Here is a 13,720-nt window from a genome sequence, read left to right as displayed (position 1 = left end):
CGAGAGGAACCGCCGATGCATGAACTCGACACACCGACCTTCCGACTGGCGATGGCGCAATTTGACCAAGCAGCCAAGGCCATGGAACTGGATCCCAATTTGCGCGAGCGGCTGAAACTCCCACAGCGGTCTCTAATCGTCAGCGTACCCGTTCGAATGGATGACGGCCGAGTCGAGGTCTATACCGGCTATCGTGTGCAGCATGATTCCTCTCGCGGCCCCACCAAGGGCGGCATTCGCTATCACCCGGACGTAAATCTTGGGGAAGTCGCAGCACTCGCCATGTGGATGACCTGGAAATGCGCATTGGCCGACCTACCCTATGGCGGAGCGAAGGGTGGGGTCGCGGTCGATCCGAAACAATTGTCGCAGGCAGAATTACAACGATTGACTAGACGCTATGCAACGGAAATCTTCCCCTTGATCGGCCCGGAGAAAGACGTGCCGGCGCCGGATGTCGGGACAGATGCTCAGGTGATGGCCTGGATCATGGACACCTACAGTCAGCAAGTGGGGTATTCGGTGCCGGGCGTCGTAACCGGCAAGCCCCTTTCGATTGGAGGCAGCCTGGGGCGTGAGGAAGCCACCGGACGCGGAGTGGTCTATGTCACCATTGAGGCGCTTCGGCACCTCAATCTCGATATCCGGAACAGCACTGTGGTGATCCAGGGATTCGGCAATGTGGGGGCCCACACTGCCCGCATCATGCAGGAATGTGGTGCGCGCGTCACCGCCGTGAGCGACGTACACGGAGGGATTCACAACGCAAACGGTCTGGACATTCCTGAACTCCTCACGCGCTGCAAAACTCACGGACAACCCCTCCGTGACACCAAGCTGGGAGATTGGCTCTCCAACGACGAACTGCTCCAGCTTGACTGCACCGTACTGGTCCCCGCCGCGTTATCTGAACAGATCACCGAGCGAAATGCCGGGAAGCTCCGCTGTCGAATTCTCGCTGAAGGAGCAAACGGTCCGACGACCCTGGAGGCCGATCGCATCCTGCAGAATCAGGGGGTCTTTATCATCCCGGACATCCTGGCCAACTCCGGTGGCGTCATCGTCTCCTACTTCGAATGGGTACAGGATGGGCAGCGCTTTTTCTGGAAAGCCAAGGACATTCAGGAGCGACTACAAGATATTTTGATCAACGCCTTCCATCGGACGTTACAGTTTTCTCTTTCCAAGAATACGTCCATGCGTATGGCCGCATTGATGAGCGGAATCGACAAAGTGGCGCAAGCCCATCTCCATCGTGGTCTGTATCCATGAGCAACACCGGACACGAGGGCAAGGGGCACCAACCGTCTGGAACGTTCGATTGAAGGATTATGCCTTGGCCGCACTCGCCGGGATTTGGCTGACCGACGGGATCGTGCTTTTGATCTCTCCACGCTACATCATCGCGCAGGTCCGCGAAGTACTGCAGCAATCCCCCGGGATATTGCGATGGGAGCTTCTTGCGATCTTCGGTGGCACCCTCTTGCTCTTTGCCGCGAACGACCTGCCCTACCCATGGCTCTGGGCGGTGACGGCGGGAGGCATGATCGCGAAAGGCACCTTCCTGTCCGTCGGACCGCCCTCGTGGCGGACACCAGTCATTAAATGGTGCCTTGAACGACAAGACATCGACTACCGGTTTTGGGGACTGGGGCTCTGTATGCTTGCGGCCCTGTTATTCCATGCGTTAGGGTGGATCGGTCGAAACTGAGTCGGTAAATGGTTGGAGACCGGTAGAATGGATCGGGATGCACTGTTGTCACTCTGGGAAGCCCATAAGGAGGCACAATGGCCTCGCGTGGAGCGCCAACATGAGGGGCCATTGATGACGTTGGATACGGTGATCAGTGGATGTGTGGTGTATTTCCTCGATAGTCCCGAAGGCCTTGATGCCCAGCGCCTCGTGATCCTCGAAGATTGTGTTGCCGATCTCGATGGCCTGACCAACGAGCTTGACGAAGATTGCCGGCCCTATTTTCAACGACTCCGGCACCTCGGTGCCGTCCTGATGAGCACTCACCACCGCAACTAATCTCTCACGTCGAGATACGAGCCGGGATGGTTCACCCCCCCCAGTGCCCCACAGCCGTTACGGTACCTCAATAATATCCTTCTTCATTGACCCTAATAGACCTAGGATTTCTCCCTTTTCTTGCATTGGCACCTTCGCTATATCCATCGCTTTCACCAGATCCTCTACAAATGCGCTAACGTCTCCAGTGGAAATCCTCATCCCGACATGAGTCGTCTTCATGTCACGTCCGCTGTAGATGCAAGGACCCCCTGTGGCCATGCAGAGGTGGTCGACGAGTTGGCCTTTCAGTTTCCGTATATCGGTGGTCGCAAACCGACCATTGATTCTGGTATCAGCAAGCACATTGGCCACACATTGTTCGACGACCACGGAAATGACAGGTTGCCCACCAATCCGCGCATGGAGAGACCTTCCTGCCGGAACCTGCTCCGTTGCCACACAACCTGCAAAGATCGCCAACAGACCAAGTCCGGCAACCGTTTGCCGCAACATATATTTCGCCGTCATCTGCCCTCTCACATTCAGCCATTCCTTGCAAGTTCTCAGGCTGTTCGATAAAATGTACGCATACTGCATGGCCCCACCAATTTTGCTAATAAATTTTCAACACGTTACAGCTCCAGAAATTCATGGTTAAGGAGGAGTCGATGAAGGATTTACTGCGAGTCGTCACGCTAATCTGCATGGTGATGACCGGAGTCGGTGCATGGGCGGCCCCTGGTTACGGAGAGCCCTACGAATTGAGCAAGCACGACGTGATGGACCCTAAGACCTTGAAGAGTGTTGACATCTCGCTGTTTGGAGTCAAGTTGGGAGACCCTGAAGCCACCGCCGTAGATTCGCTGGTGAATGAAAAAATTCCTGGGATTAAAGTGGAGCAAGAAGCTTCGTTTATTTTCTTGCTCGATCAACGCAAACCGACCGGTCCAATGGCTGGCGTCCGCATCCAGGATGGCAAAGTCGATCTGATCTTTATCAATAACCGATTTTCTTATAAAACTCGCGGCATCTTTCGCAACGTGTTGAACAGCGAAAGCCCTGATGACGTGCGAAAGCTTCTAGGGCAGGAAGAGTATGGAGACGAAAACGTGATGGGCGCCATCCTGTCGTACGACAAACAAGGATTCGTCATCAATTATCTCGGGAAAGATGTCAACGTGGAGTTCTCCCCGATTCGGTAGCAGGCCCGATCCGATTAACTACTCTGCGCGCTCGTCGTGCTAAAGAGATTCATCGCCCCCTTGCCATCTATACATCTCTGCCCTGGCAAGACTCACTACAGCTACCCGCTCACCTGTGAATCACTTGCACGAGCAGGCCACCCCATGGCAACCGTCTCAACATACATGTGCCTGTCGACTTGATCGAACGGGATTTCAGTGTGGCGCGTCGACAACCTGCAGCCCGTAGGTAATGAGATTCGTCGCGGTATTCCATCGACGATTCGAGTTGAGGATCACCAGCAGAAGATCGCTCCCGTTCTGAGAGACTTTGGCAATAAGACATCGGCCGGCTTTGGACGTAAAGCCTGTCTTAATCCCTTCAACACCGGGAATACGTCCCAGCAATTTATTCGTCGTGTGCAAAATATACGCATGGTGGCCGTTGACAGCCGTGATGATCGCGCGCTCTTCACGAACCAACTGCCGGAAGATCGGCTGATCGAGGGCAATGAGGCTCAACGCGGCGAGGTCTTCGGCCGTCGAGTAATGGTCCGGATTATCGAACCCACAGCCATTACTGAAATGCGTATCGGCCAAGCCCAAGGCTGCAGCCTTGGCATTCATGAGCGTCACGAACTGCGCTTCATCGCCGCCGACATGCTCCACCGCTGCAAGGCAAGCATCGTTCGCGGACATGATCAACATAGCCTTCAACAGATCTTCCAGCCTAAAGACCTGCCCTGCCTTCACGCGCAGATGCGTCTTGTGGGCTCGTGCAGCATTGGGGCTAATCGTGACGAGATCGTCTAAGTGACCTTTTTCGAGAATAACCAGGGCCGACATAATCTTGGTGAGACTGGCGGGAGACATGCGCTTCCCGGCATCGTGCTCATACAAAACTCGCCCGGTTTTAAGGTCCTTGAGAAGAATGCCATGGGCTGGAGCGACTCGCCAGGGCGGAAACTGGTGCGAATCGATGGCCGTACGGGTATGGGCCTGCTGTGCGGTCGCATTCTTCGCAAATGCGACCGAGAATGTGCCGGTCACGGCACTGATCAACATCAGCCCGGTGAGCAGCCCAGTTGCGTGGGCCAGGAATGCTCCACGAGAGAACATCTCGCGGTCTCTTGTCATCATGAATTCGTGACTCCTACTCACAGCGTAAAGGACTCCCGCACCTTCCCTCCACGAAATCCACTGTCGATCACTTTATGGAAAAATCGAAGCAGATCGGCAAGGTCAATCCAGAAACCGCAATTCAAGCAACGGGCATAGAGACGCCGATTCTCTAACGTATAGTGACGCTCGATCATCATACATCCCTTGCATTTCAAACAGTGCATCGAGACGCCTGTTCTTCAGATTCTGTATCTATCGCAGTCGATTCATGACTAAGGCTAAGCAACCGGCCAACAACCCTCCGCCGAAAATCGTCGTGCCAAACGAGAGGTACGGGCTCGCTCCGCTGCCGGGAGGGGCGCCATCGAGCAAATCCCGTACGCCACCCTGCACCATCAGCACAGATAGGGTGAGCAACGCGCCGACAGCAAACCACCACCCAAAAGATCTCACTGGTATCCTCGAAACAGAGCATCAACAGGCATGAAACGCACTGTGGGCCACTCTATCCGAGGGTCAGTAGGCTGTCAAGCAGACCGCTCTTTACCGTCTCCTTGCATACCCGAATGCGACGCATGGGCCTCATGGCACTTTCACCGCCGGTGCGGTCGCCCCCTTCAATCCCTTATGGAGAAAGATGGAGACCGTTCCACTACCGTTATCTACAGTGACCAGCCCAGGCTCTTCTGCCTCCTTCGTCGTCACTCGGAAAATCGCGAGCGCAAAGGGGCCTGGCTTCGTTCGATAATTTCTCGGCGGATATTCGAAGGTGCCATCGCCCCGGCCGAAAAGAATAGAGAGATCGCTCGACTGAAGATTGACGATGGCCACGTCGGTGCGTCGGTCGCCGTTGAAATCTCGTGCGAGACCGAAATTGGGCCCTGCATCGGCGCCGGAATCGTGTCCTGCCTGAAAAGTTCCATTCCCGTTGCCGAGATACGTCGTAAAGCTATCTCGCTCGCCATTGATTACGAGCAAATCACTGTTCCGGTCATTGTTGAAATCTGCGAAACTCACCCCGAGCGGGCGCTTCCCTGTCTTATAGTCGACGGGAGGGCGAAACGTGCCGTCCCCGTTTCCAACCCAGATGGAAACCGCATTCGACATCGGCCCTCCGTTGGTTACGGCCAAATCGACCTTCCCATCGCCATTCAAGTCGGTCAACGCCACAGACGTCGGCGTATCGCCATATTCGTACTGTGCCCCATGGGAGAATTCACCGGCGCCGGTCCCCAAAAATACTTTGATCTTGTCGTTTCGCAATGCAACCACGAGGTCCGCGGCACCATCATTGTTGAGATCGCCGCTGGCAATGGCAATGGGAGTCCGGTGTACCGGGTAACGCGGACCTTCTTCAAACTTCCCGTCGTTTCGACCGAAGAGTACAGCCACCTCGTCTCCCCCTGAGCAAGCCAAGGCCACATCGGAGTACGGATCATGGTTGAACATCCCGAGAGCGAGCGAGCGGGGCTCTTTACAGGTATTGAGTTGGACTTGCTCGCGAAAGGTGCCGTCGCCGTTCCCCAAAAGAATCGAAAGCGTATTGCTGCCGATGTTGGTCGTCAACAAATCGGTCAACCCGTCTTGATTGACATCGGTAGGGGTGACCGTCGTCGGGTTCTTACCAACTTGATAACTGGCAAAATAGTAGAAAAGATCCGGTGGGGTATAGGGATCTTGTTTGGTGCAGCCGCTTGCCTGAAGAAGGCACAGATTTATCGCCAAGGCCATAAGACACCATGGCCTACCGCCATAACGGCCGCCGTCTTGCATGATCACGCGCGACTCCTTGAGCAGAAAACTAGCGACAGAAAGATCGCCTGCCGAGAGGTGCCTTTTAGCGGGTCTTCCGGTCGAGGCAAGCCGCGCCAGTATACAGACCGCCGCTTTCTCATGGCAATCAATCCGACGGCAAAACAACCCCTACCAAATCGCAATTTCCCCAATCCAGGAGCGCTTACCAACGGCTTTGAAAATGGAACAGGGTTTAAGGTAGAATGTCCCTCTTAGTTTGGCAAGGAGGAATCATGGGCAAGATGATGCAGATCGAATTATCGATGTACGGAATCGCTGAAGTGTTGCACTGGTGCCACGAGCGCAATAAGGGGCGCATCCCCGGAGTAGACACGGCGGGCTTTGAAAAGATGAAGGCACTTCTGGCGGAAAAGCCTCAGTCTGGAGATTACTTCACTCTCGATCAGTTCTGGAAAAAAAGAGTGGCCGTGGACTTGACAGAAGACGAGGTCACAACGATCGATCGTTGCCTCTACGATATCCCTAATCTCGATAGCGAGCCTCTCCCCCAAATCCGTCATAAATTTTGGCCGCAACAGGCAGCCGCCCTCTAGTACAGCAGGGGCCGTCCTCAAACGGCCCCTGCCTCTACCTCATAGACAGCCCCAACTACTCGTCCAAGACGGGTCCGTAGCTGCACGAAGAACCAGTGGCACCTTGATGCGAGCTGGCGGAAAGAAGAAACTGCTCTTGACGGTGCGACGAGTAAGGAGCACCATATTTATGCGCGCCGCCGAACGGTGAGGCGGCCTGATCCCCATTGAGGGTTTGAGCGAAGCAAGAACGAAGCTGGCGGCCTGTTTCGGCATCCTGCTGCTAGAGCGTTCCTTCTCCTTTGAGATACCGGCGAAAGCGGCCCATCAAATCGGCGCCAAGCGTCCCACCGTCCGGCTTCTTCACATCCGGATCGGCAAAATGCCCTCGAATTTCCTGCAGACGTTTCTCTGCCTGGTCATTGCCCTGAAGCCGCTTTGTCTTCTCCAGCGCCGTATCGAACGCTTCAAACGTCAACTCGTTGTAGCCAAACGAGCGAATCCTTTTGACGGCTTTCATCATAGCCTGGTTCCGAAAGGTCGTCAGATGCTCCGAATCCACTTCCTTAAGCCCAAGCTTCCGAGCCCGTCGCTCAGCAGCCTTACGAATTCCGCTCCGTACAAAATCCGGGGACGTCTGTAGGCGCTTCCACGCTTCATCGGTCCACGTCACTCGCTCCTGTGGCGCATCCCACAACTGAAGCAACACCGACTCGTCGATCCGCGTCAGGCCCTTCTCTCTTGCCAAATCTTCAGTGTCCCGCCGCAACATGTCCGTGACAAATTCGATGGCGATCGGGGGCGATTGCTTCAATTTTTCGTGGAGTTGAGCCAACGCGCCCTCACTCCATTCAAGCGGAGGAGCAGCGGCCTCCCGGAGATCTCCCAGTGCTTCAACCTTTTCAAACAGATCGACGTTCACCTCAAGGTGGCCCCGCTCCTTGGCAATCTCCTCGGCAATCTGTTTGGTCATATTGCGCATAAACTCAGGAACGGAATTCAGCCGTTCCTTTGCCGCGGCAGTCCAGGGCAGATGGCCTTGCGCCATTTGCTCCGCAGCGTCCGCCATGCCGGATTCGCCACCCATCCCGCCCATCATTTGGTTCTTGAACTGATCGAGGGTTTCCCCCGTGATCTCTGCATAGCCAAGCTCTCTGGCCTTTTTCTCGGCCAGCCGACGGACCATGCCACGCAAAAAGATCGGTGCCCGCTCCAGACGCTTGGATGCCTCGTCCGTCCATCGAACCTCAACCTCAGCTGTATTCTGGGAATCTGGTGAATTCATGGTGCGCTTCCTGTTATGACTGGTTCAGGAGTTCCTTCAACTCTTTGCCGGCCTTAAAAAATGGGACTTTCTTAGCAGGGACCGCGACGGTCGCACCGGTCTTAGGATTTCGTCCTTCTTTCATCCTGCGTGCCCGCAGGCGAAAACTGCCGAACCCTCGAATCTCCGTCTTATCGCCGTTCTTTAACGAATCACGCACACAATCGAAAATCGTGTTGACGACGACTTCCGCCTGCCGTTTCGTCAACGTCGTGATCTGCTCGGAGACGCGCTCGATGATCTGGGCCTTCGTCATATCGGACTCCCCTTTCGTGTTGATGCATCAACCCGCTCGTCGATCCGACCGCACTAGAATGCCATGAGATACTTGAATCCGAGCCCATGGTAAAAGTCCAGCCTGGGAAAAAGCATCGAGATTCGAGACTCGATCAGCTCTCTAAAGGAAAATCTCCGGCGAGGTTCGATGACTTTCGGCTCACCTTCGATGCCAGCCGCATCCGCAGCCAGCTGGATCGCATCTTCGAGATCGCCAAGCTCATCCACCAGCTTCGACTCTTTGGCTTGCCTACCCGTGAAAATTCGTCCATCCGCCAAAGCCTGCACATCAACCAACGCAAGCCCGCGACCTTCCGCTACGGCCTCGATGAACTGCTTATGAACATCGTCCATGACGGATTGGAGCAGCGCATGTTCTTCGTCACTCATCTTCCGGAGGGGCGACCCCACGTCTTTGAATCGTCCGCTCTTGATCACCACACCTTCAACCCCGATCTTCTTGAGCAGCCCTTCGATGTTGGCCGTCTCCATGATTACGCCGATACTCCCCGTCAGCGTCCCGGAGTTGGCCATGATCCGATCAGTCGCCACGGCAATGTAATAGCCCCCTGATGCCGCCACAGATCCCATCGAGGCGATCACAGGCTTATTGCTCTTATTTCGAATGCGTAGGACTGCATCATGGATTTCTTGCGACGGCACAACTCCACCGCCGGGGCTGTCGATTCTTAGGACGATCGCCTTCACGGAAGGATTGTCGGCAAATCGCTTCAATTCGCTGATCGTGGATTGGGCATCCAGAATAACGCCTTCAATGCGGATCAGCCCAACCCGATCCTCCATCGAAAGATCAAGATCGGGAAGGAACAGGTTCATCAGAAAGAGCAGGCCAAGCCCGATGCCGAGCGCCCAAAACACTTTCCGCACGATCCCGCGCTTGGCCGGCTTTTCTGTTGCTTCATGACTCATATTGTATTACCTGCTCACAGTGCCGGGGGCGCCTAGGCGCCCCCGGCTGATGCTGATGTCTGCTGGCTCGAACCTACTTCTCGTCCTCAGCTTGGTTTCGCTTCCGGCTCTGCTTGACCGCACGACCCAAGCTTTGATCTAACGTGCCTTGCGTGGAGTGATATTCATCGACCTGCCGGCGATCGTTGTCCGACTGGTGATCACGCAGGCTGAGCGCGATCTTCCGCTCTTCGCGATCGACCTTGATGATCTTGGCCGTGACTTCGTCCCCCAACTTGAACTTCTCTTCCAGCTTGGCCTGTTGGTCGAGGCCCGCCTCGCTGATGTGAATCAGCCCTTCGACTCCTCCGTCCAGTTCGACGAAAATGCCAAAATCGGCGATCTTGCTGACCTTCCCGACCGCCACATCCCCGACGCCATATTTATTCGGGATCTCGGCGTCCCAGGGATCGCTCCCGAGCTGCTTATACCCGAGTGACAGCCGTTCCTTCTCTTTGTCGATCCGCAACACCACCGCTTCGACCTTCTGGCCCTTTTTGAAGAGTTCAGAGGGGTGCTTGATGTGCTTCGTCCAGGACATGTCGGAAATATGGATCAATCCATCGATGCCCTCTTCAAGTCCGACGAACGCGCCGAAGTCTGTGAGGCTCTTCACTTTTCCTTCAATGCGTGTCCCGATGGCGTACTTCCCTTCCACCATATCCCAGGGATTCGGCGCAGTCTGCTTCATGCCGAGCGAAATCTTCCTGCTGCCAGGATCCACATTCAGCACAGCCGCTTCGACTTGATCCCCGATGGAAACGACACGTGACGGATGGCGGACTTCATGTGTCCAGGACATCTCAGAGACATGTACCAGTCCCTCGACACCGGGTTCGAGCTCGATGAAGGCTCCGTAGTCGGTCAAGCTCACCACACGACCCCGAACGCGGGTGCCAATCGTGTACTTGCCGGCAACGCCGCTCCAGGGATCGGCACTCTTCTGCTTTAAGCCCAACGAAATACGCCCGGTCTCCCGATCGTACTTGAGAACACTGACTTCCACTTTGTCACCGATGTTGAACATCTCCGACGGATGACCGACACGGCCCCAGGACATGTCCGTAATGTGCAGCAACCCGTCGATGCCGCCGAGATCGATGAAGGCACCGTAGTCCGTGATGTTCTTCACCACGCCTTGGATCAATTGCCCTTCCTTCAACGTGGAGAGGGTATTCTTCCGCTTCGAATCCCTCGTCTCCTCCAGGAGCACGCGTCGGGATACGACCACGTTGCCGCGCCGATGATTGATCTTGATGATCTTGAGGGGGAAGGTGCGCCCGACCAATCCGTCGAGATCCCGCACCGGATGCAGGTCGATCTGCGAGCCAGGCAAAAAGGCCTTCACGCCGATATCCACCATCATGCCGCCCTTGATCCGCGCCACAATTTTGCCGTCGATGCTTTTTTCTTCGTTGAAGAGCTTCTCCAGCTCCTCCCAAATCTTCATCTTGTCGGCTTTTTCTTTGGAGAGAACCAGATTGCCGTCGGCGTCTTCGCATTCTTCGATGTAGACTTTCAGCGGATCGCCGACTTTAAGGTTCTGGAGCTCCTCGGTGGAGAACTGATCGTTGGAGATCATGCCCTCGGACTTGTATCCGATGTCGACGACCACTTTGTCTTTGCTCACGGCAACGACACGACCCTCTGTAATCGTACCCTCTTCGAGGTTTTTAAACGTCTCCTCGTAGAGGGCCGCTAGGGCCGCTCGGTCTAATTGCTGATCACTCGATGGTGAAACCGTACTCATGATGTAAATCCTACCCTTCCGACCGGAGTCGGGTGCTGATGGTTATACACCGACATTCACTCAGCCTTGCGAATGCCGGCACGGGACTGCTGAACCGGAGACTCGACATCACCTAAAGAGGCAATGCGCTCCATCACGGTGCGAGCCACCTCCTGATAAAACTGCTTGGCCTCTCCGCTCTCCCCATTCCGAGAGAACGTAATCGGCGCCCCCAAAAAAACGGTCACGGGACGAAAGCGCGGCCACATGGTTCCTGTCGGCAATACCTCGTGGGTCCCCTTGAGATAGGCCGGAACCACAGCACAACCTGTTTGCGCCACAATCACACCAATCCCCGGTTTAGGAGATTGTAACCGTCCGTCCACGCTGCGGCCACCCTCGGGAAAAATCACCACAATCTTTCCAGCCTTGACGAGACTGACCGCCTTGCCAAAGGCGTCTCGATCCAATCGGCCGGTCCGCAAGGGAATCCATCCCAACCATTGGCAGATTGCCTTAAAGCCTGGCACGGGGAAGAGGTCGCTACGGCCTAAATACCAGGCCCGCCGCCAAATCCCACAACCGAGAAACGGAATGTCCAGATAGCTAGCATGGTTCGCCGCCACGATGAACCCGCCGGTCTTGGGAACCGCCCCCACGACTCGGTAACGAAAACAGATCCTCCCGACGGTCCGAAAGAGGGCCCATAAGACCCCGTAGATCGCCGAACTCACAACTTCGCCGCAATCACAGCCATCATCTGGTCTACCACCTCTGCGGCAGACACGTTCGAGGTATCGATATGCCGAGCATCTTCAGCGGGAGTCAGCGGGGCGATCGAACGGGACCGATCCCTTGTATCACGGGTCGATAAATCCGCACTCGTTTCCTCAAGTACCCCGGAATGTCCTGCCGTCACAAGTTCCCGGTGCCGGCGCTGTGCCCGGACATTCGGATCGGCTTCGAGAAAGAACTTCACGTCTGCGGAAGGGAAGACCGTTGTTCCCATGTCTCTGCCTTCCGCCACCACTGCACCGCCCTGTCCAATCTGCCGCTGGATGGGCAATAGCCAGGCCCGAACCGCGGGAATTGCTGAGACCACCGACGCGGCGGACGACACCTCAGGAGTTCGGAGTCCGCCAGTCACATCTCTGCTATTGACCAACACCGTCGCGGCTCCGTGATGGAGCTGCATTTGAATCGATAAGCTCGGTAAGAGAGCGGAGACCGCCTCTGCATCAGCCGGATCCCGCCCCGACTCGATCACGGCCCAAGCCGTCGCCCGATAGAGGGCTCCCGTATCGAGATACAAATAATCCAACCGAGAAGCCAGCAGCTTCGCCACCGTACTCTTGCCGACCCCTGCCGGGCCATCGATGGCGATAATGAGTCGGCTCGCCGGTTGTTCTTTCGCAGCTGACCCCACGTCGTGCCCCCGCATCATAACCGTCACCGGCAATCGTCCAATAAGTTCAGCAATGTCTGATGAAAGTCGGGAAAGGATGTCTCAATACAGGCGGTCTCGTCAATCAGCGTGGGCTTCGAAGCCGTCAAGCCCGCGATCGCCAACGACATCGCCACTCGATGATCCCCATGGCTACGGCCATGCGCAGCCCGCAACCGACCATTCTCCGCTACCGTGCCAAGCCCTTGCAGGACCATCCCATCAGGCTTTTCTATAATTTGCGCCCCCATGGCTCTCAACTCTGCCGAGACCGTCGCAATCCGATCGCTCTCTTTCACACGTAATTCTTCGGCCCCGGAGATGATCGTCTCACCCTCTGCCACTGCAGCTGCGACACACAAGATGGGAAACTCATCGATCGTCTGCGGGATCAAGTCTGGCCCGATCGCTACCCCATGCAGCCTGGCCGACTTCACCCGAATATCCGCGACCGGTTCTCCGGCCTCTTCCCGCTGATTCAGCAATTGAATATCTGCGCCCATTCTCGTCATCACGTCCAGCAAGCCTGTTCTTGTCGGGTTGATGCCAACGTGACGAATCGTCACATCCGAGCCAGGAACAATCGTCGCACCCACGATGAAGAACGCGGCGGCAGAAAAGTCACCAGGCACGACAAGTTGAGGCACCGCATCCCACCCGACCGCAGGCCGTCCATCGACCAGCACGCTGGTCCCTTCTCGTCGCAACCCGATACCGAAAAACTGAAACATCCGCTCCGTATGGTCCCGTGAGAGGCGAGGTTCTGTGATGCGAGTCGTCCCTTCGGCAAACAAGGCGGCAAGTAACAGAGCGGATTTGATTTGCGCGCTCGCTACCGGCGAAACATAGCTGATAGCGCGGAGACGGCTTCCCTGCACCGCTAACGGCGCAAGTTCACCGCCCTTGCGGCCGCTAATCGTCGCCCCCATTTCCCGCAATGGCTTGACGACCCGCCCCATTGGACGACGCCGAATCGATTCGTCGCCGGTCAATACCGTAAAAAAGTCCTGTCCCGCCAACAGACCGGCCAGGAGACGAATACCCGTCCCTGAATTCCCGCAATCGATCGGCCCGTCCGGCTCGATCAGACCCCAAAGACCCTTACCATGCACGGAAAGTTCATCGACCGATTCATCGATGCGTACACCGAGGGCCTGAAACGCGCGCATCGTGTTGAGACAATCTTCACCCCGGCAATAGCGCGAAACCCGACTCATTCCACTCGCCAGCGCGGTCAGGATGATCGCACGATGGGTAATCGATTTATCACCGGGGACAGAGATTGTTCCCTGTAACGGTCGGCCTGGGGTAATCGTCAACGACGCCATAGGGAT

The 13,720-nt window shown here is 56.0% G+C and carries 17 protein-coding genes; 5 read left to right on the top strand and 12 right to left on the bottom strand.

The annotated features are described in order from the left end of the window. Positions 1-15 precede the first annotated feature (15 nt). The 3 genes from Q8N00_13750 to Q8N00_13740 all read left to right on the top strand — a co-directional run bounded on the left by Q8N00_13750 (position 16) and on the right by Q8N00_13740 (position 2,032). The gene (locus tag Q8N00_13750; protein MDP2383855.1) at positions 16-1,272 is read left to right on the top strand and encodes a Glu/Leu/Phe/Val dehydrogenase; all 1,257 of its coding nucleotides are present in this window, start codon (positions 16-18) and stop codon (positions 1,270-1,272) included. Positions 1,273-1,336: 64 nt separating this feature from the next. Further along, positions 1,337-1,711 (top strand): hypothetical protein, encoded by a 375-nt coding sequence (locus Q8N00_13745; GenBank protein MDP2383854.1) that lies wholly within the window; start codon positions 1,337-1,339, stop codon positions 1,709-1,711. A gap of 27 nt (positions 1,712-1,738) precedes the next feature. Then, positions 1,739-2,032 (top strand): hypothetical protein, encoded by a 294-nt coding sequence (locus tag Q8N00_13740; GenBank protein ID MDP2383853.1) that lies wholly within the window; start codon positions 1,739-1,741, stop codon positions 2,030-2,032. Between the two features lie 57 nt (positions 2,033-2,089). Here Q8N00_13740 and Q8N00_13735 read toward each other — a convergent pair whose 3' ends face one another. After that, positions 2,090-2,542: a group 1 truncated hemoglobin gene (locus Q8N00_13735; protein ID MDP2383852.1), complete on the bottom strand. Its 453-nt coding sequence runs from the start codon at positions 2,540-2,542 to the stop codon at positions 2,090-2,092. 140 nt (positions 2,543-2,682) lie between these two features. Here Q8N00_13735 and Q8N00_13730 point away from each other — a divergent pair, with 140 nt between their 5' ends. Beyond that, positions 2,683-3,216 carry a hypothetical protein gene (locus tag Q8N00_13730; protein ID MDP2383851.1) on the top strand — a complete coding sequence of 178 codons (534 nt, stop codon included), beginning with the start codon at positions 2,683-2,685 and terminating at the stop codon, positions 3,214-3,216. Between the two features lie 195 nt (positions 3,217-3,411). On the opposite strand, the gene Q8N00_13725 is transcribed toward Q8N00_13730, so the two are convergent. The 4 genes from Q8N00_13725 to Q8N00_13710 all read right to left on the bottom strand — a co-directional run bounded on the left by Q8N00_13725 (position 3,412) and on the right by Q8N00_13710 (position 6,090). After that, positions 3,412-4,335: a D-alanyl-D-alanine carboxypeptidase family protein gene (locus Q8N00_13725; protein MDP2383850.1), complete on the bottom strand. Its 924-nt coding sequence runs from the start codon at positions 4,333-4,335 to the stop codon at positions 3,412-3,414. A gap of 17 nt (positions 4,336-4,352) precedes the next feature. After that, a complete protein-coding gene (locus Q8N00_13720; protein MDP2383849.1) occupies positions 4,353-4,514 on the bottom strand; it encodes a hypothetical protein in 162 nt (53 codons plus the stop codon). A 55-nt stretch (positions 4,515-4,569) separates the two neighbouring features. Continuing rightward, complete coding sequence (locus tag Q8N00_13715; protein ID MDP2383848.1) at positions 4,570-4,770, bottom strand: hypothetical protein; 201 nt, start codon at positions 4,768-4,770, stop codon at positions 4,570-4,572. Positions 4,771-4,899: 129 nt separating this feature from the next. Continuing rightward, positions 4,900-6,090: a VCBS repeat-containing protein gene (locus tag Q8N00_13710; protein MDP2383847.1), complete on the bottom strand. Its 1,191-nt coding sequence runs from the start codon at positions 6,088-6,090 to the stop codon at positions 4,900-4,902. A 254-nt stretch (positions 6,091-6,344) separates the two neighbouring features. Here Q8N00_13710 and Q8N00_13705 point away from each other — a divergent pair, with 254 nt between their 5' ends. Beyond that, positions 6,345-6,665 carry a hypothetical protein gene (locus Q8N00_13705; protein MDP2383846.1) on the top strand — a complete coding sequence of 107 codons (321 nt, stop codon included), beginning with the start codon at positions 6,345-6,347 and terminating at the stop codon, positions 6,663-6,665. 262 nt (positions 6,666-6,927) lie between these two features. On the opposite strand, the gene Q8N00_13700 is transcribed toward Q8N00_13705, so the two are convergent. From Q8N00_13700 to aroA, 7 genes are all read right to left on the bottom strand, one after another. Then, positions 6,928-7,929, bottom strand: coding sequence for a hypothetical protein (locus tag Q8N00_13700; protein MDP2383845.1), 1,002 nt, complete (start codon positions 7,927-7,929; stop codon positions 6,928-6,930). A 13-nt stretch (positions 7,930-7,942) separates the two neighbouring features. Further along, positions 7,943-8,224: an HU family DNA-binding protein gene (locus Q8N00_13695; protein MDP2383844.1), complete on the bottom strand. Its 282-nt coding sequence runs from the start codon at positions 8,222-8,224 to the stop codon at positions 7,943-7,945. A gap of 53 nt (positions 8,225-8,277) precedes the next feature. Beyond that, a complete protein-coding gene (gene sppA, locus Q8N00_13690) occupies positions 8,278-9,174 on the bottom strand; it encodes a signal peptide peptidase SppA (GenBank protein MDP2383843.1) in 897 nt (298 codons plus the stop codon). Positions 9,175-9,247: 73 nt separating this feature from the next. Then, positions 9,248-10,963: a 30S ribosomal protein S1 gene (locus tag Q8N00_13685; protein MDP2383842.1), complete on the bottom strand. Its 1,716-nt coding sequence runs from the start codon at positions 10,961-10,963 to the stop codon at positions 9,248-9,250. Between the two features lie 56 nt (positions 10,964-11,019). Then, on the bottom strand, positions 11,020-11,676 hold the full coding sequence (locus Q8N00_13680) for a lysophospholipid acyltransferase family protein (protein ID MDP2383841.1): 657 nt from the start codon (positions 11,674-11,676) through the stop codon (positions 11,020-11,022). Then, positions 11,673-12,386 carry a (d)CMP kinase gene (gene cmk / locus Q8N00_13675; protein MDP2383840.1) on the bottom strand — a complete coding sequence of 238 codons (714 nt, stop codon included), beginning with the start codon at positions 12,384-12,386 and terminating at the stop codon, positions 11,673-11,675. Before cmk ends, Q8N00_13680 begins: the two co-directional genes overlap by 4 nt. Positions 12,387-12,391: 5 nt before the next feature. Beyond that, the gene (gene aroA / locus Q8N00_13670) at positions 12,392-13,714 is read right to left on the bottom strand and encodes a 3-phosphoshikimate 1-carboxyvinyltransferase (protein MDP2383839.1); all 1,323 of its coding nucleotides are present in this window, start codon (positions 13,712-13,714) and stop codon (positions 12,392-12,394) included. Positions 13,715-13,720 lie beyond the last annotated feature (6 nt).

The sequence above is a fragment of the Nitrospirota bacterium genome, from assembly GCA_030684575.1.
GTDB lineage: Bacteria > Nitrospirota > Nitrospiria > Nitrospirales > Nitrospiraceae > Palsa-1315.
The sequence above is the reverse complement of the archived record's forward strand: the minus strand, read 5'-3'. Positions and strand labels throughout refer to the sequence as shown.